Below are 16,677 nucleotides of genomic sequence, written 5' to 3'. Positions count from 1 at the left end.
GATTTTCCGGGCTTTGCTTCGCATAGTGGCGCAAACGGGTGGACCGGGCGACCGGGGAATACGAAGGACAGGGCGAGGTTACAGGTCATATGCGGCTGGTATGCCCGAATTGCGGTGCGCAGTACGAGGTCGACGATCGCGTGATCCCCGAGGGTGGACGCGACGTTCAATGCTCGAATTGCGGTCACGCATGGTTCCAGCGCAGCGCGAACTGGCAGGAGCGTGCGCCGGATCACGACCCCGACGCCGCACTGGCCGCGCCCGAAAACACCCACGACAGCCAGACCGCCCCGGACGAAGACGACGGGGGTGACGAGCCGGAAACACCCGCTCCGGCCCGGCCACGGCGCGAGCTCGACGACGGGGTCCGGGACATTCTCGCCGAAGAGGCGCAGCGCGAAATGGCCGCGCGCGCCCATGAGGGCGGGACAGTCGAGACCCAGGGCGAGCTGGGCATCGAGGATTACGGCGACCCGGAAGAGGAACGTCGCCGCATCGCCCGCGAACGGATGGCCCGGATGCGCGGGATCGAAGAGGGCGAGACGCTTGAGCCCGAGGTCGCGCCGCCGCCTTCCCCCGGCCCGCAGGCGCGTCGGGACATGTTCCCCGATATCGACGAGATCAACTCGACCCTCGATACACCGGACAGCGCCAAGCCGAAACCGAAGCGGACGCCGCGCCCGGCTGCCGACAAGGACAAGGGCCGCGAACCGCGCGGTGGGTTCAGCCGTGGGTTTTCGATCGTGGTCCTGCTGGTCGCCATCGCCTTTGGGCTTTACGTTTTCGCGCCCAGGATCGTGGAGCTGTTCCCCGGACTCACGGACACCATGGTCGCCTATGTCGACCTCGTGAACCGCCTGTTCGGCTGGATCGAAGGGCTGATGCAGGGTGTCGTCGACAAGCTCGAGGATGCCGCGGGCGAGGGCTGATCGTCACCACATGAACAAGAAAAAGGGTGCCTCACGGGCACCCTTCGTCGTTTCTCGGTCCGCTCATGTCAAACGGGGAGCAGGATGTCCGCGAAAAACGCCGACAGTTCGTCGTAGCCATCCAGCGGCAGCACATGGGCGACATACTGGTCCGGGCGCACGACGATCATGCAGCCCTTGTCGCGGTCGATCCCACGCATCTCGTAGATGTCGCCCAGCCCCTTGTGGTCGAGGCAGAAGACCTTTTCGTAATCCTGCAACCCAAGCGGGCCTTTGATCGGTTTCAGCAGCGACGGCATCTTCTCATACGCCATCTTGTCGAACGTGGTCTGAAAGATCGCGCGCAGGTCGATGACGGCGTCGATATCCTCGTCCTCGCGGGTGTGGCGCACAACGGGCGAGGCCGGGTCGCTCTCCAGCCAGTCGGCCAGCTTGTGCAGCGCCGAACCCGGCTCCGACGTGTCCTCCTTGCCGCCGAAGGCATAGATGCGCCAGCGCCCGTCCGCCTCGGCGGCGTGGCCAAGCTGCATCTGCATCGCATCCGACACCCGCACGACAGGGGCCGAGTGGAACCTGCGCCCGATCTCCTCCCCCGTGGCCAGCGCCTGATGGGTCGGCGCGCCCGTCACCCGCGACGGGTCGTACTTGACGGCCAGCCCTCCGGTGAATTCGAGGTTCTCGATGAAATGCTTCTGGATGCGTGGCATGTCGGTGCCGTCCAACTCGCTCTCGCCCGGCGGGGCCGACATGATGCGCGCCCATTTGTGGTCGGTCTCGACCAGCCGCTTGGCTTCGGTCAGCCGCTCGGCGCGGTAGGTGTGCAACAGGCTCGCATCGGCCCGGCCCGTCAGCACATGCGCCAGCTTCCAGCCAAGGTTGAAGGTGTCCTGCATCGACACGTTCATGCCCTGACCCGCCTTCGGGCTGTGGGTATGGCAGGCATCGCCCGCCGTGAAAACGCGCGGATTGCGCGTGGCACGGTCCTCGGGCGGCACGTCGTCGAATGTCTCGGAAATCCGGTGCCCGATCTCGTAGACCGACCACCACACCACCTCTTTCACGTCGAGCGTGTAGGGGGTGAGGATGCGCTGGGCCGCGGCGATCATATGATCCTGCGTCAGGTTGCGCGCCGACACCCGTTCGTCGGGGTTCAGCTTGTCGAGTTCGACATACATGCGGAACAGGTAGCCACCTTCGCGCGGCAGGATCAGGACGTTGCCTTCGGATTTCGACGCGATCAGGCACTTCTGGCGCACGTCCGGGAAATCGGTATTGGCGAGAATATCCATCACGCCCCAGGCCTGATGCGCCGCGTCCCCTTCCAGTTTGCCGCCGATGGCCGTGCGCACCGACGACCGCGCCCCGTCGCAGCCGACGACGTAGTTCGCCCGCACCACATGGGTTTCGCCCGCGTTGATCCCGGTGTTTTCGAGGATCACGGTCACCGGATGATCCTCGGTCGTGGTGTCGACGGTCAGGTCCTTCACCTGCCAGGAATAATCCGGCACGTTGCGGGCCGCCGACTTGCGCGCGACGTCGAGGAACAACTCGTGCACCCGCGCCTGATTGATGAGCGTGTGCGGCATTTCGGAGGAATCGTCGGCCACGTCCTGCACCCGCCCGATCCGCTTGATGTGGCCGGGGTTCGCGGTGTCCGGCACCCAGAAATTCGTCTGGTTCACCCAATAGCTCTCGCGCTTGACCTTCTCGCCGAAGCCGAAGGCCTGAAACATCTCCATCGTCCGGGTGTTGATGCCGTCCGCCTGACCCTTCTCGATCGGGCCGGGTTTGCGCTCGACCAGCATGGTGTCGATCTCGGGAAACTGCGAAAGCTGCGCGAACAGGCAGGTGCCCGCGGGGCCGGAGCCTGCGATCAGCACGTCGACCTTGTCGGGCAGGGGGGCGAAGGGCGCGCGGTCGCGCCGTCCGGGCGCCGCCTTTTTCAGGTCCGGGTCACCGCCGCGAAAGCCGTCTTCGTAATACTGCATGGTCCATCCTCCTCTCGCGGCGCGGGTCGCACCGACCGTCCGGCAAATTAATATCTATACATATCATTTTCCGTCAAGGAAAAATAAGTATACATATCATATCTGCCAAGCTACTGTCTTTGCGATGGTTTCGGGCAAGGAGGGCCGGGGATGGAAGCGCAGGGCATGGCCGGGCACCTGATTCGGCGCCTCAATCAGGTCTCGACGCAGGTCTTTACCAAAGGGATGCAGGCGGCGGGGTACGACCTCACCTCCGTGCAGTTCGCCGCGATGGACGCGATCCGGGAGGAACCGGGGATCGATCAGGCCACGGTCGCCGCGAAAATCGCCTATGACCGTGCCACCATCGGCGGCGTCATCGACCGCCTCGTCCAGAAAGGGCTGGTCGAACGCACGGTCTCCAAACGCGACCGCCGCGCCCGCGAAGTGCGCCTGACGCATGAGGGCGAAACGCTGTTCGCCGACATCCTGCCGCTCGTGCGCGCGCTTCAGGCCGACATCCTGCCGGGCCTCACCGAGGATCAGCGCGTCACCTTTCTGGCCTTGGCGCGTCAGGCGGTCGCCACTGCCGAAACCGCCGCGCAATCCGGCGACTGACGCGTTCCTCTTCTCTGGTCTGAAAATACCTCGGGGGGTGCGGGGGGCTGGCCCCCCGCCTTGGTCGGGTCGCGCCACGGCGCGATCCGAAACTCAGAACAGGTCCAGCAGTCGTTCGATGTAGTCGCGTTCGACCTGCGGGCGCTCTGTTTCACCCGACCGGCGGCGCAACTCTTCCATCAGTTCCTCGGCCCGGCGATAGACGTCTTCGCCATCGGCGAGCGGGCTGTCAGACGACAACGCCCCGCGCTCGCCCGCCTCGCGACCCAGCGGGTCACGCTCGTTGCCCTGCGGCCCGCCGCGGTTCGCGCTTTGCTCGCCGCCCTGCTGGCCTTCCTGCTGTTGCTCGGCCTCGCGCCGCATCGCGTCTTCGAGGTTGCGCATCCCTTCGCGCATTTCCTCCATCGCATCGGCCTGACGGTCGAGCGCACCCGAGGTGTCGCCCCGTTCCAGCGCCTCGGCGGCTTCGTCCATTGCGCGGCCCGCACGGTCCAGCGCGTCGCGTGCCGCTTCGCCCTCTTCCGTGCCGGCACCGGGCAGGTTGTTGCGCTGGCGTTCCAGTTCGCGCTCCAACTGCCGCTGGCGCTGCGACAGGCTGCCCTGAAGGTCGCTCTGACCTTCCTGCGTGCCCTGCTGGCCCTGTCCCGGCTGCCCCTCACCGGGCTGGTTCTGACCCATCTGGTCGCCGTTCTGGCCTTCCTGGCCCTGCTGACCTTGCTGTTGCCCCTGCTGACCTTGCTGTTGCCCCTGCTGCTGACCCTGTTGGCCCTGCTGTCCTTCCTGCTCTTGGAACGTCTCGTCGGACAGGTCGCGCTGGTTGCGCAGGGTCTCCTGCAAGCCGCGCATCGCCTGTTGTCCCGGCGACTGCTGGCCCTGACCCTGCTGCTGGGTCATCTGCATGTTTTCCATCATCTGCTGAAGCATCTGGAGCATCTGCGCCGCTTCCTCGGTCCGGCCCTCACGCATCAGTTCCTCGATGCGGTCCATCATCTCCTGCAAATCCTGCTGGGTCATCTCCATCGTGTTGTCGCCCTGATCAGGCTGGTCCAGCTGGTTCTCGGGCGGCTGCGCGTTCTGCGCCAACTGCTCCATGTAGTCGCGCATCGCCTCGCGCAACTCGTCCATCAGTTCCGACAACTCGTCCGGGGTCGCGCCCTGCCGCATGGCTTCCTGCAACCTCTCCTGCGCCCGGCGCAGCCGTTCGAGCGCGTCGTTCAGCGCGCCTTCCTCCAGTTCGATGGCAAGATCCCAAAGTGCCTGAGCCACCTCGTCGCGCACCGACGGGTTCAGGTCTTCTTCTTCAAGCGGACCCAGCGAGGCGCGCAGCATCTCGGCTTGTTCGGCCTTGGGGAAGAAATCCTCCGGGCGGTTCGAAATCGCGCGCAGGATACGGGCCGACGCCGCGGCGTTGTCCGTCGTCCAAAGGATGTCGCGGCGCATCTCGATGACGGCCTGAGCGATGGGGTTCAGAAACCGGCGGCCCGGCAACACGATGTCGAACGGGGTACTGGTCCCGGTCTGGCCCGCCGCGTCGGTCGCGGTGAACGTCACCGAAACCGGCAGTTCCGCCCAGGGGTGCTGCGCGAAGTTCTCGACCAGAAGCTCCTCGACCTCCGAGCGGTCGCCGCGGAAGGGCATCGGCAGATCGACAACGATCGGCTCGCGCGGTTCGGGCTCGGCGGCAAGGCCGAAGCTGCGGTCGACGCTCGGCATGTCGATGGTGACCTGCGCCGTGCCGGTGGCCACACCGTAATCGTCGGTCGCGCGAAAGCCCTGACGCATCTCGCCAGCGAGGGTGCGGGACAACTCGCCCGACACCTCGATGGCCGGGTCCGCGTCGTCGATCGCGCTCACCTGCCATTCGTCATCGCCAATGGTGAGTGTGCCGTCGGTGTCGATGGTGAACAGGCGCGTCGGCACCGGCTCGGTCGGCGGTTCCTCCGACCATGTCTCGGTAATCTCGATCTCGTCGACCTTGCCGTAAAGGCGCAGGGTGACGCGCGAGCCTTCGGGCACTTGAAGCGTGCCGGGGGCCTGATCGCCAAGGTAAAGCGTGGGTTTCCCGGTGTAGGACGGCGGTTCGACCCAACCCTCCCAGCTTGCCTGTGCGACGGGGTCGCCACCCGCGCCGGGGATCATGGCGGTCAGCCCCGGACCCGCGGCGCGCACGCCGAAGAGCAGCGCGACCGCGAGGGCGGTCAGCGCGATGAGGCGGATGGCATAGGGATCGCGCGGGGCGAGGTCGGCGCGCGGAGCCTGACCCTTGGCCGCGTCCAGCTTGGTCGCCATGCGCGCAAGATGCGCCTCCCACACGGCGCGCGAGCCGAGGTCGGTTGCCCCGACGGCCTGTGCATCGGCCAGCGCCGCAATGGGCGCGCCGGGGAGAGAGGCGTCGAGACGCGCCATCGCGTCGATCTTGGTGGGGGCCCGGTATCGGGCGAAGCCCAGAACCAGCGTTGAGATCCCCGCGATCACCACAAGCCCCGCGACGACCTGCGTGACCAGCAGCGGCGCGATAGCGGCAAGGCCGGACAACGCCCATGCGAGGGCGAGGAACAGGACTGTGGCAAGGGGCCAGAACGCGCGTGTCAGCCGTTCGACGAACAGCCCCGCCCATGTCAGGCGGAGCGGGCGTTTCACGCGCGCGGCGGCGGCTTCGGGGAGATTGTCGTAACGCTCCATCGGGGCCTTTCGCTGTCTCGCGGCCCCGAATTTAGGTCAGAGCCACTCAGGTATCGTATCGCGGGCCAGCATCTCTTCATAGGTGGGACGCGCGCGTATGACCGCAAAGTGATCCCCGTCCACCAGCACCTCGGGGATGAGGGGGCGCGAGTTATACTCCGACGCCATCACCGCGCCGTAAGCCCCTGCCGAACGGAAGGCGACCAGATCGCCCGCGCCCAAGGGCGGCAGATTGCGCTGCTTGGCGAAGGTGTCGCCGGTTTCGCAGACCGGGCCGACGATGTCGTGCGGAGCCTGTTCGACACCCGGCTTGGCCTCGATCACCGGCACGATGTCGTGGTGCGCGTCATACATCGACGGGCGCACGAGGTCGTTCATCGCACTGTCGAGAATAAGGAAATCACGGCCTTCGCCATGCTTCAGATAGATCACCGAACTGACCATGAGGCCCGCGTTGCCCGCGATCAGCCGCCCCGGTTCGATCTCGATCTCGCAGCCCAGATCGCCCACCGTCTCGCGGATCACCTGCCCGTATTCGAGCGGCAGGGGCGGGGCCTGATTGGAGGTCTCGTAAGGGATGCCGAGCCCGCCGCCGAGGTCCAGCCGAATGATCTCGTGCCCGTCCTCACGCAATGCGTGAGTGAGGTCCGCGACCTTCTCGTAGGCTGCGCGGAAAGGCGCCAGATCGGTCAGCTGTGATCCGATGTGAACGTCGATCCCCACGGCTTTCACACCGGGGAGGCCGCGAATCTCGGCATAGACCTCGCGCGCCCGCGCGATGGGAATGCCGAACTTGTTCTCGGACTTGCCGGTCGCGATCTTGGCATGGGTCTTGGCGTCGACATCCGGGTTCACACGGATGGTCACCGGGGCCACCGTGTCCATAGACATGGCGACCTCGTTCAGCGCCAGAAGCTCCGGCTCGCTTTCCACGTTGAACTGGCGGATGCCGTTTTCCAGCGCGAGGCGCATCTCGTCGCGCGTCTTGCCGACGCCGGAAAACACGATCCGGTCGCCCGGAATACCGGCGGCCAGCGCGCGGCGATACTCACCGCCCGACACCACGTCGGCACCCGCCCCCAGATCGCCCATCAGCTTGACGACGGCGAGGTTGGAGTTGGCCTTCATCGCGTAGCAGATCAGGTGATCCATGCCCGCGAGCGCATCGTCGAACACTTGATAATGGCGGCGCAGGGTCGCGGCGGAATAGACGTAGAAGGGCGTGCCGACACTGCGGGCGATATCGGTGACCGACACGTCCTCGGCGTGCAGAACGCCGTCCTTGTAGATGAAGTGGTCCATTCCGGCCCCCTGAGAAATGCCCGAACGCCCTACACCGCGCGAAACCCGCGATCAATGAGGATCGAAGGCGGTTTCCTTTGGAGAATCGACCGGGCGGGTGCTTTCATGGGCTTGGCAGCCGGACACATCGGAAGGGCCAAGCCATGGACACGCGCGAATTCGCAGACCTCGAGCGCCGGGAATGGGCCGATGCCGATGTCGCGCGGTCCTATGCCAATGCCTTTGCCAAAGCCTCGGACATGGTGGTGCCGCATCTGGTGGCGGCGGTGGACACTGGACCGGGGCGGACCGTGCTCGACCTTTGCTGCGGCCACGGCAACGTCGCGGCGGGGCTTGTCGCAACGGGCGCGGATGTGACCGGGCTGGATTTCTCGGCCGCCATGCTGGACCTCGCGCGGGCCAATGTCCCGGATGCACGCTTCGTCGAGGGCGACGCCATGACCCTCCCATTCGCAGGCGCGGACTTCGATGCGGTGACCATCGGTTTCGGAATGCCGCATCTGCCCGACCCACCCGCCGCCCTGCACGAGGCGCGGCGCGTTCTCAAACCCGGCGGCAGGATCGCCTTTTCCGTCTGGTGCGGGCCCGAGGTCGACACGGCGCTGGGCTATGTCTTCGACGCCATCGCCACGCATGGCGACCCGTCCATCGTTCTGCCACCGGGGCCGGGGGCGAACGATTACGCCGACCCCGACACGGCCTATCCCGCATTGGACGCCGCCGGGTTCACGGATTTCACCTGCGAAACGGTCCCGTCAGGCTGGGACGTCACCGATCCCGGCGCGCCCTATGACTTTTTCCTCGAAGGTACGGCGCGGGGCGGGGCGCTTCTGCGCCCGCAGCCCGATGCGCAGGCCCGCGCCATTCGCGCAGCGGTCGTCGCCCGCGTCCGCGCCAATCATGGCGACGGCCCCCGTTGGAATGTGCCCATTCCGGCTGTCGTCATCTCGGCGCGCGCGATTTAGGGCAATCCGGCCTGTGGATAAGTGATTATCCGCGGTGGGCGAACGGAAAACGCGGTCTCGTTTCCACGCCAAACCCAATTCCCGAGAAAACCAACCTTTTGTCCGGAACGCATCACAGTCTTGCCCGATTTGGCGGCGATACAATTTCTTGTTGGGGCGATGACTGTAGAAAGATCAATTATGGACCGACTGACCGAAATGGAGGCCTTCGCCACTGTCGTGGACCAAGGCGGCTTCACGGACGCGGCGAAGAAAATGGGGATTTCCAAGTCTGCCGTCTCCAAGCACGTATCCTCGCTGGAGGCGCGCCTCGGTGCCCGCCTTCTTAATCGCACCACGCGCCGCGTCTCGCCGACCGAAATCGGTCTGGCCTACTACGATCGCGCCCGCCGCGTTCTGAACGACGCGGGCGAGGCCGACGCACTGGTGACCTCGATGCAAAGCGCGCCCTCGGGCCTTCTGCGCATCTCGGTGAACACCGACTTCGGCGTGAACCACCTGTCGCCGGTTCTGGGCCAGTTCCTTCAGGACTTCCCGGACGTGAACGTGAACATGGTTCTGAACAACCGCTACGTCGAGCTGATCTCGGAGGGCTTCGACATGGCCATCCGCGTGGGCGAGATGGAAGACAGCAGCCTGCGCGCCCGCAAGATCGCGGACACGACCCGGCGCATGGTCGGCAGCCCGAACTACTTCCAGAAATACGGTCGCCCGATGCGCATCGACGACCTGAACGAACACAAGCTTCTGCACTACAGCTCGCAATCCTCGGGCAACGTGTGGAAGGTGCCGGCCCCCTCGGGCGAAGTGCGTCAGGTGCGCACCGCCGGGTGGCTTTCGGTCAACGACGGTCAATCGCTTCTCAACGCCGCAATCGCCGGTCTCGGCATCGCTTACCTGCCCTCCTTCCTCTATGCCGACGCGTTGGAGCAGGGGCTGGTCGAGGACGCGATCCCCGAGCTTCCGATGGATGTGCAGGGCATTTACGCGGTCTACCCGCCGGGCCGTTTCACCCAGCCCAAGGTCCGTGCCTTCATCGACTTCCTTGTCGCGGCATTCAACGACAAGGGCCCCGACAACTGGTAATACGGACGGTCGGTCCAGACTTTCCCAGCCTGACATGAGGGCAACCTGAGCACCAGAAGGATGGCAGTCCTCTGGTGCTCGTTCTTTTTTGCAGGCGACGACCCTTCGGATGCGAATGTCTTTTGCGCGACGTGTCGGGAAAGGTTAAACTGTTAAGTATGAGCGAATTGCCCTGGATCGACATCGCGTCTTATGTCGCCTCGTCCCTGGTGTTCGTTGCCTTTTTCATGAAGGCGATCCTGCCGCTCAGATTGATGGCCATCGCATCGAATGTCGCCTTCATCGTCTATGCCTTGGGCGCGGGGCTTTTTCCGATCCTCGTCCTTCACCTTTGCCTCTTGCCCCTCAATGCCTGGCGTATTCTGCAACATATGGCGGTCGTGCGGCGTGTGCGCGATGCCGCGACCGGAGCGCCGGACATTCGCAAAATCCTGCCGCTGATGGAGATGCAGACCTATGGCGCAGGCGACGTGATCTTCCGCAAGGGCGATCCGGGCCGGTCGCTCAGGTATCTGGCGGAAGGTCGCGTTCGGTTCGACGAAGTGGGGGTCGAGATCGGCGAGGGAACCGTGTTCGGCGAGATCGCTCTGTTCCTCGATACCCAAAGCCGCACCGCGACCGCGACCTGCCTGACCGACTGCACGGTTTATCGGTTGTCGAAGGAAAAGGTGATCGAACTCACCGTGCTCGATCCGGGTTTCGGGCTGTTCCTGACGCGCATGGTGGCCGAGCGTCTTCAACAGAATGTCGAGGCGACGCGGTCCGCCTAGGTCGGGCGTCGCGCGGTCCACATGCTCCCGGCCTGTCGCCCCGCATCGCAAGCGAGCGCGAGCGCACCGCGCGGGTTGAAGGGGTAGATCCGAACCTTGGTCGCTTCGACGCCCTGGTCCGTCCAAGTGCGTTTGAAGTCGTCGAGCCGCCCCTGAAAGTCGATCCTCGACACACCCTTCCCGGCCAGCTCCCGCAAAAGGTAGAACTGCTTCAGGATACCGGGCGCATACTTGCGGTAGTCTTCGTCATAAGCGGTCTTGTGCGCCCAGTAGGTGCCGCCATAGAGCTCGCCGATGCTCATGGCGATGGATTTGCCGTCGAGATCGAGAAAGGTCAAATGCAGCCGCCCATGTTCTGCCAGCGTGCGGCAGTAGAAGCGGAAGAAGCTTTCCTGCTGCGGGTCGGTCGCAAGCGCGACTCCGGCGCGGGATTTCCACCCGCTCGCCTCGATCGCGAGCGCAGTGTCGAGCAGGGCGTCGACGTCCGACACGGACGGGGTCAGAAACATCGTTTCGAGCTTTCCAAGCTCCGTCAGCCGTCGTTCGCGCCGACGGATGGATTGCGCGGTCTTTTTCTTCAGGTGCTGCGACGGGTCCGTCCATGTCGCGTCGAGGTTCAGCCACGGCTTTGCCAGCCCCGGCAGCGGGCGTGTCAGCACCAGTGCGCGGCCACGGGCCTCGTCCCGAAGGGCGGGGATGAGGGGCGAATGCGCCGGATAGTCGCCAAGCGTGATCGGGGCCCCGAAACCGATGAGGGCACGGGCAATCGCGGGAATAGCCGCTTCCGAACGGCGCGGAATTTCGACCCCGCCGCCTTCGTTACCCAGCAGGCTATACCAGCCGATCGCGTCGCGCCGCCGCATCAGGGGGATGAGTGCCTCGGGCCGCTCCGCATCGCCGACAAGGATGATCTTGGACTTGTCGCGCACCCCGTAGGACTTGAGCGAAATGTCCGACCAGACGCGCAGGTTCATCGGCGTGCGCCGATCCTCGGGCACGACCGCATCCCATGTGGCGGCCGAAACTTCATCGAGATCGACCGTGCGTATCGGCTGAAGTGCGTCCAGCGTTTCGGACTCCTCGCGTCCCAGTGTGCCCGAAGGGGTCATGTCGTCGGCAGTCAGCATATGTTCGGTCAGGTCTCGATAACAGTCTGGGAGGCCAGTGGTTCGAAGTGATCGAAAGTCAATTTACGGAACAATCCGGCGATAACATGGCAATTGACCCGAAAATGCGCGCGCTATTAAGTGGACATAAGTGACCAGATAAGGGGGCCAAGATGAAACTCGAAGGTAAGGTGATCGTCGTCACCGGCGGCGGCAGCGGCATCGGTCAGGAGCTGGTGCTCGCACTTCTCAAGCGCGGCGCACTGGTGGCCGCCGTAGACCTGCGGATGGAGGGGCTCGACGAGACGGCGGCCAAGGCGAACGCCGGGGATCGGCTTTCGCTGCACGAAGGCAATATCGCGGATCGGGAGGCGGTCATGGCGCTGCCCGCCGCCGTCGAAGCGGCCCATGGCGCGGTGGATGGCCTTATCAACAACGCGGGCGTCATCCAGCCTTTCGTGGATTTCGCGGATCTCGACATGGCGGTGATCGACCGGATGGTGAACGTGAACCTCGTCGGTCCGATCAATGTGACCAAGGCCTTCCTGCCTGCGCTCATGGCGCGGCCCGAGGCGCATCTGGTCAACGTGGCCTCGATGGGCGGGTTCATCCCGTTTCCGGGGCAGACCATGTATTCAGCGACCAAGGCGGGCGTGAAGCTGCTGACCGAAGGCATCTATGCCGAACTGATGGACACGAAGGTCGACGTGTCCTGCGTCATGCCGGGAGCCGTGAACACGCATATCGCCGAGAACTCCGGCATCGAGATGCGCGGCGGTGCCGACGCGTCGAGTGCGCGCATGACGTCGGCTCCCGATGCGGCCCAGATCATCCTCGACGGGATGGAGGCGGGCAAGCTCCACATTCTCGTCGGGTCCGATGCCAAGATGCTGTTCCGTCTCGTGCGGCTCGCCCCGACATGGGCCATCGGGTTCATCCAGAAGCAGATGGCGAAAATGGTGAAGTGACGCCTAGTCGGTCGTCACGAGGATCGCCTCGACGCGGCGATTGAAGGTGCGCCCCTCGTCCGACTGGTTCGAGGCGAGGGGGGAGAGATAGCCGATCCCTTCGGCTTCCAACTGGCTCGACGGCACGCCGTGGGCGGTGACGAGCCGCTCGAGAACCGACGTCGCGCGACGTTTCGAGATCGCGATATTCGCCGAGAGCGGGCCTTCGGCATCGGTATGCCCGACAAGGGCCACGCGCCGGGTCGGGTGGCTTTTCAGATAGGCGGCGAGGTCGGTGAGGCTGTCATACGTGCCGTCACCCAGAGCCGATGATCCGGTTTCGAACCTGAGATCGGTCAGAACATACCGCCCGACGCTTTCCATCGCCTGACCCACATCGCCAAGCGCCTCCTGCGGCACGGCGGTCTGGGTTTCGGGCGTTTCGGCTTTGGACGAGGTGACGGTGGGGTCCGGCAATTCGCCACGAGGCCCGACCTCGATCACCTGAATGTATCCGGCGCTTGCGGATCGGCTGACCAATACCGACGCGAACATGCCGCTGTCGCCGGGGACGTGGGCCGACAGGAACATGAAGTCGCCAAGGTCGACATGCATTTCGGGTTCGTGGACGACATCGGTGTCGAAACGGAAGTCGTAGCCTCCGCAGCTATCCTCATCGCATTCGAACAGGATGTCGTAACCGTCGTCGATCAACTGCTGACGAAAACCCAGCATGATCTGATAGCTGGATTGCCCGGTGCCGCCGATCCGGTAGGCCCGGGTCAAAACCGCGCCCTCAGTGCGGATGGTCGGCATGACGTCGCCATTGTGGGCGCCGATCGGCAGATCATAGGTTCCGCCCGTCTCGCGCTCCTCGAACCTGAGCGCGGCGCCGGACGGCAGCAGCACTTCGGCCGCCACCGGGGCGGCGAGCCAGAGGCACGCAAGAGCGAAGGGGGCGGGACGGATCATCGGGCCTGCGCGTGATACTCGTCGTTGGGTTGCATGTCCGTCGCGGCGGCGACCCGGTTCGACATATTGTAGAACCCGACGGTCGAGGCGATGTCGAAGATGTCGCGATCCGAGAAGCCCACGTCGCGCAGCGCCTGACGGTCGCTTTCCTCGATCTTCGCCGGTGTCTCGGTCAGTTTTTCGGCGAAATGCAGCATCGCGTCCTGCCGTGCGTCCAGATGGGCGGCGCGGAAGTTCATCACCATCGCTTCGCCCAGCTTCGGGTCGCCCGACAGCTGGCGCACGGCGGCACCGTGGGCGACGAGGCAATAGAAGCATTTGTTCACGCTCGACACCACGACCGCGATCATCTCGCGTTCCAGCTTGGACAGGCCGGAGTCGCCCAGCATGAGATCGTTGTACATCGCCGTGAAGGCGTTGAGCTTTGCGATGTCGAAAGAGTAGGCGCGCAGGACGTTCGGCACCATGCCGAGCTTTTCCATGCAGATGTCGAAGTATTTCTGCGTCGCCTCCGGCAGCGGATCGACGGGCGGCAGGTTCAATGCACCCAAGGGTTCGCTCATGTCAGGCCTCCTCCGATTTGATCCGGTAGTGATATTGCCCGCGCAACGTCATGCCAAGTGCGGCATAAAGCGGGTTCGCCGCGGTATTGCCCTGCGTCACGGCAAGGCCGATCACGTCGGCCCCGTGATCCAGCGCCCAGACGGCGCAGCGTTTGACGATCTGCCGCGCCACGCCCTTGCGCCGCTCGTCGGGGAGGACGTGAAGCGCGTGGATCAGGGCGAGGTTGTCGTGGATCGCCACGAACGCCGCCCCGCCCGGATAATCGCCCGACCGCATCAGCACCCCGGCTTTCGGGCCGCCCGCACGCTCCATCACCGCCTGACGTTCCGGCCCGATGCCGCCGTCCTGCCAGATGTCGCGGATCAGGTTGAGCGGCGGCCACATGGCATAGCACATGCCCATCTTGAACGCGCCGTCGCCGGCCAGTCGCCGCGCATCGGCAGCCCAGAGGTTCGTGGGGTCCTTCACCTCGTAACCATGCGCGGCGAGCAGGTTGTCGAGGGCCCCCTCACCGTCGCGCACCATGAATTGCGGCGTCTGGCCGAGCGCCCGCATGGCCGCTTCGGCCGTCGGCAGGTCGGCTTCGGTGACGGGCCAGTCCTCGGTGGCCGATGACACGCGGCTTCCGCCCCCCTTGCCTTCGCGGATGGTCCAAGCCCCTTCGCGATGGATCGAGGCGGGCGGCCAAGTGGCCAAGACAGCTTCGACAAGGGTTCGGCTGTCGGGGAGGGGGACGTGGTTCACGCGAGGTTTCCCGGAAAAAGTTCGGCCAGTTTGACCATGGCCGCATCGACCTCGGACCCGTCATGGCCCCGGATCACGATGTTCGAGCCGAAAGCGCCGTTGTGCTGGAACGGGTAGGAGCCGATCGAAAGCGTCGGATGGGCTTCGGCCAGCCCCCGCAGAGGGCCGGCGATCTCGCCCTCGGGCAGTTCGATCCGAAGGGTCTGGCTCAGAAGCGGTGCGCCCCCCTTTATGGTCGGCAGGACCGAGGCGACCATCGCTTCGAACACGCTGGGCACACCGGCCATGACATGCACGTTTTCGATGGTGAAGCCGGGGGCGACGGACACGGGGTTTTCGATCAGCGTCGCGCCGTCGGGTATCCGCGCCATACGCATCCGTCCTTCGGTCGCCTCGACCCCACGGCGCTCGAAGAACGCTGTGAGTAGCGCGCGTGCGTCATCGCGAATGTCGATATGGACACCAAAGGCTTCGGCCACGCAGTCCGCGGTGATGTCATCGTGGGTCGGGCCGATCCCGCCCGATGTGAACACCTGATCGTAAGCCTCGGACAGGGACTTCACCGCGTTCACGATGGCGTCGCGGTCGTCGGAGACCACCCGCGCCTCTTTCAGATCGATCCCGTGCTGCGTCAGCGCCTGCGCCAGAACATGCATGTTGATGTCGCGGGTGCGGCCCGAAAGGATCTCGTCTCCGATGACGAGCATCGCGGCGGTGGGGTTTGTCATATCTCGCTCCCGGTATGGCGTGGCGCGAATCTAGTCGCTTTTGCCGGGGGCCAAAAGGCCGAGTTGACCGGGGATGGGCGAAGGTTGGCCGGGCGGGGCGGGCCGCCCGGCCAGGTGGATCAAAGCCGTTCGATGGCGATGGCGATGCCCTGACCGCCGCCGATGCACATGGTGATGAGGCCGATCTTGCCGCCGGTGCGCTCAAGCTCGTACATCGTCTTGACCGTGATGATCGCGCCGGTGGCGCCGACCGGGTGGCCCAGTGCGATGGCGCCGCCGTTCGGGTTCACCTTGGCCGGATCGAATTTCAGCTCGTTCGACACGGCCAGTGCCTGCGCCGCGAACGCTTCGTTCGACTCGATCACGTCGAAATCCCCGACCGAAAGGCCCGTGCGCTGCATCAGGTTCTGCACCGCCGGGATCGGGCCGATGCCCATGACCTCGGGCCTCACACCCGCGTGGGCGTAGCCCAGAATGCGGAACTTCGGCGTCAGGCCCGCCTTTTCGGCCGCCTCGGCGCGGGCGAGCACGATGGCCGCTGCCCCGTCGTTGATGCCGCTCGCGTTGCCTGCGGTGACGCTACCGTCCTTCTTGAACGCCGGGCGCAGTCCGGCGAGGGCTTCGGCGGAGGTCTGTTTCGGGTGCTCGTCGGTATCGAAGGCGACGGTGTCGCGCTTGACCTTCACCTCGACCGGAACGATCTGGTCCTTGAAATAGCCCGCCTCGATGGCCTTGGCCGCGCGGGTCTGGCTTTCCAGCGCGAAGGCGTCCTGATCCTCACGGCTGATCCCGCATTCGCCCGCCACGTTCTCGGCGGTGACGCCCATGTGGCCGGTGCCGAACGGGCAGTTCAGCGCGCCCAGCATCATGTCCTGCGCGCCTGCGTCGCCCATTTTTTGACCCCAGCGGGCCTGCGGCAGGATGTAGGGCGAACGGCTCATACATTCCGCACCACCCGCAAGACCGAAGTCGGCGTCGCCCAGCATCAGGTTCTGGGTCACCGAGACGATGGCCTGCGCGCCGGACCCGCACAGGCGGTTCACGTTCATGGCGGGGGTGGTGTCGGGCACGCCCGCCTCCATCGCCGCAACGCGGGACAGATACATATCGCGGGGTTCGGTGTTGATGACGTTGCCGAAAGCGACGTGCCCGATTTGGCCGCCCTCGACGCCGGCGCGGGCGAGCGCCTCTTTCGCCGCCGTAGCGCCGAGTGTGATGGGGGGCGTCCCGGCCAGCGATCCGCCGAAGGTGCCGATGGCGGTGCGTGCGCCGCCGAGAATTACGATGTCAGTCATGA

Annotated in this window: 15 protein-coding genes; 6 read left to right on the top strand and 9 right to left on the bottom strand. The window is 65.2% G+C overall.

Features of this window, described 5'->3' with window-relative positions:
- Window positions 1-89: 89 nt before the first annotated feature.
- A complete protein-coding gene (locus tag HOY44_RS07140; protein WP_287433909.1) occupies window positions 90-929 on the top strand; it encodes a zinc-ribbon domain-containing protein in 840 nt (279 codons plus the stop codon).
- Between the two features lie 68 nt (window positions 930-997).
- Here the strand turns inward: HOY44_RS07140 and HOY44_RS07135 are convergent, their stop codons facing one another.
- Window positions 998-2,917, bottom strand: a complete 1,920-nt coding sequence (locus HOY44_RS07135) for an FAD-dependent monooxygenase (RefSeq protein WP_287433907.1) — start codon at window positions 2,915-2,917, stop codon at window positions 998-1,000.
- Window positions 2,918-3,067: 150 nt separating this feature from the next.
- On the opposite strand from HOY44_RS07135, the gene HOY44_RS07130 reads away from it, so the two are divergent.
- Window positions 3,068-3,514, top strand: coding sequence for a MarR family winged helix-turn-helix transcriptional regulator (locus HOY44_RS07130; protein ID WP_287433905.1), 447 nt, complete (start codon window positions 3,068-3,070; stop codon window positions 3,512-3,514).
- A gap of 93 nt (window positions 3,515-3,607) precedes the next feature.
- Here HOY44_RS07130 and HOY44_RS07125 read toward each other — a convergent pair whose 3' ends face one another.
- Complete coding sequence (locus HOY44_RS07125; RefSeq protein ID WP_287433904.1) at window positions 3,608-6,196, bottom strand: TIGR02302 family protein; 2,589 nt, start codon at window positions 6,194-6,196, stop codon at window positions 3,608-3,610.
- Window positions 6,197-6,232: 36 nt separating this feature from the next.
- The gene (gene lysA, locus HOY44_RS07120; RefSeq protein ID WP_287433903.1) at window positions 6,233-7,498 is read right to left on the bottom strand and encodes a diaminopimelate decarboxylase; all 1,266 of its coding nucleotides are present in this window, start codon (window positions 7,496-7,498) and stop codon (window positions 6,233-6,235) included.
- A 143-nt stretch (window positions 7,499-7,641) separates the two neighbouring features.
- On the opposite strand from lysA, the gene HOY44_RS07115 reads away from it, so the two are divergent.
- From HOY44_RS07115 to HOY44_RS07105, 3 genes are all read left to right on the top strand, one after another.
- Window positions 7,642-8,463 carry a class I SAM-dependent methyltransferase gene (locus HOY44_RS07115; RefSeq protein ID WP_287433900.1) on the top strand — a complete coding sequence of 274 codons (822 nt, stop codon included), beginning with the start codon at window positions 7,642-7,644 and terminating at the stop codon, window positions 8,461-8,463.
- A gap of 180 nt (window positions 8,464-8,643) precedes the next feature.
- Window positions 8,644-9,549: a LysR family transcriptional regulator gene (locus tag HOY44_RS07110; RefSeq protein WP_008333711.1), complete on the top strand. Its 906-nt coding sequence runs from the start codon at window positions 8,644-8,646 to the stop codon at window positions 9,547-9,549.
- 158 nt (window positions 9,550-9,707) lie between these two features.
- Window positions 9,708-10,319, top strand: coding sequence for a Crp/Fnr family transcriptional regulator (locus tag HOY44_RS07105; protein ID WP_287433899.1), 612 nt, complete (start codon window positions 9,708-9,710; stop codon window positions 10,317-10,319).
- Here HOY44_RS07105 and HOY44_RS07100 read toward each other — a convergent pair.
- Window positions 10,316-11,446: a GNAT family N-acetyltransferase gene (locus tag HOY44_RS07100; RefSeq protein ID WP_287433897.1), complete on the bottom strand. Its 1,131-nt coding sequence runs from the start codon at window positions 11,444-11,446 to the stop codon at window positions 10,316-10,318. The two genes, HOY44_RS07105 and HOY44_RS07100, sit on opposite strands and share 4 nt — an antisense overlap.
- A 152-nt stretch (window positions 11,447-11,598) precedes the next feature.
- On the opposite strand from HOY44_RS07100, the gene HOY44_RS07095 reads away from it, so the two are divergent.
- Window positions 11,599-12,393 (top strand): SDR family NAD(P)-dependent oxidoreductase, encoded by a 795-nt coding sequence (locus tag HOY44_RS07095; RefSeq protein ID WP_287433895.1) that lies wholly within the window; start codon window positions 11,599-11,601, stop codon window positions 12,391-12,393.
- A 3-nt stretch (window positions 12,394-12,396) separates the two neighbouring features.
- Here the strand turns inward: HOY44_RS07095 and HOY44_RS07090 are convergent, their stop codons facing one another.
- From HOY44_RS07090 to HOY44_RS07070, 5 genes are all read right to left on the bottom strand, one after another.
- On the bottom strand, window positions 12,397-13,344 hold the full coding sequence (locus HOY44_RS07090) for an OmpA family protein (protein WP_287433894.1): 948 nt from the start codon (window positions 13,342-13,344) through the stop codon (window positions 12,397-12,399).
- Window positions 13,341-13,907, bottom strand: coding sequence for a peroxidase-related enzyme (locus HOY44_RS07085; RefSeq protein ID WP_287433892.1), 567 nt, complete (start codon window positions 13,905-13,907; stop codon window positions 13,341-13,343). Before HOY44_RS07085 ends, HOY44_RS07090 begins: the two co-directional genes overlap by 4 nt.
- A 1-nt stretch (window position 13,908) precedes the next feature.
- The gene (locus HOY44_RS07080; protein WP_287433890.1) at window positions 13,909-14,652 is read right to left on the bottom strand and encodes a GNAT family N-acetyltransferase; all 744 of its coding nucleotides are present in this window, start codon (window positions 14,650-14,652) and stop codon (window positions 13,909-13,911) included.
- Entirely contained in the window at window positions 14,649-15,380 is a 732-nt protein-coding gene (locus HOY44_RS07075; protein WP_008333724.1) for a competence/damage-inducible protein A, read from the bottom strand. Before HOY44_RS07075 ends, HOY44_RS07080 begins: the two co-directional genes overlap by 4 nt.
- Before the next feature lie 119 nt (window positions 15,381-15,499).
- On the bottom strand, window positions 15,500-16,675 hold the full coding sequence (locus tag HOY44_RS07070) for an acetyl-CoA C-acyltransferase family protein (protein WP_040885769.1): 1,176 nt from the start codon (window positions 16,673-16,675) through the stop codon (window positions 15,500-15,502).
- Window positions 16,676-16,677: the final 2 nt, after the last annotated feature.

The organism is Maritimibacter sp., assembly GCF_016774595.1.
GTDB lineage: Bacteria > Pseudomonadota > Alphaproteobacteria > Rhodobacterales > Rhodobacteraceae > Maritimibacter > Maritimibacter alkaliphilus.
Note: the sequence above shows the minus strand (reverse complement) of the source record. Positions and strands in the feature narration are given on the sequence as shown.

Coding starts and splice junctions, on each gene's coding strand:
- HOY44_RS07090 (WP_287433894.1), bottom strand. CDS start 13,344: ATGATCCGTCCCGCCCCCTTCGCTCTTGCGTGCCTCTGGCTCGCCGCC.
- HOY44_RS07100 (WP_287433897.1), bottom strand. CDS start 11,446: ATGCTGACTGCCGACGACATGACCCCTTCGGGCACACTGGGACGCGAG.
- HOY44_RS07110 (WP_008333711.1), top strand. CDS start 8,644: ATGGACCGACTGACCGAAATGGAGGCCTTCGCCACTGTCGTGGACCAA.
- HOY44_RS07125 (WP_287433904.1), bottom strand. CDS start 6,196: ATGGAGCGTTACGACAATCTCCCCGAAGCCGCCGCCGCGCGCGTGAAA.
- lysA (WP_287433903.1), bottom strand. CDS start 7,498: ATGGACCACTTCATCTACAAGGACGGCGTTCTGCACGCCGAGGACGTG.
- HOY44_RS07095 (WP_287433895.1), top strand. CDS start 11,599: ATGAAACTCGAAGGTAAGGTGATCGTCGTCACCGGCGGCGGCAGCGGC.
- HOY44_RS07140 (WP_287433909.1), top strand. CDS start 90: ATGCGGCTGGTATGCCCGAATTGCGGTGCGCAGTACGAGGTCGACGAT.
- HOY44_RS07130 (WP_287433905.1), top strand. CDS start 3,068: ATGGAAGCGCAGGGCATGGCCGGGCACCTGATTCGGCGCCTCAATCAG.
- HOY44_RS07105 (WP_287433899.1), top strand. CDS start 9,708: ATGAGCGAATTGCCCTGGATCGACATCGCGTCTTATGTCGCCTCGTCC.
- HOY44_RS07135 (WP_287433907.1), bottom strand. CDS start 2,917: ATGCAGTATTACGAAGACGGCTTTCGCGGCGGTGACCCGGACCTGAAA.
- HOY44_RS07070 (WP_040885769.1), bottom strand. CDS start 16,675: ATGACTGACATCGTAATTCTCGGCGGCGCACGCACCGCCATCGGCACC.
- HOY44_RS07075 (WP_008333724.1), bottom strand. CDS start 15,380: ATGACAAACCCCACCGCCGCGATGCTCGTCATCGGAGACGAGATCCTT.
- HOY44_RS07085 (WP_287433892.1), bottom strand. CDS start 13,907: ATGAGCGAACCCTTGGGTGCATTGAACCTGCCGCCCGTCGATCCGCTG.
- HOY44_RS07115 (WP_287433900.1), top strand. CDS start 7,642: ATGGACACGCGCGAATTCGCAGACCTCGAGCGCCGGGAATGGGCCGAT.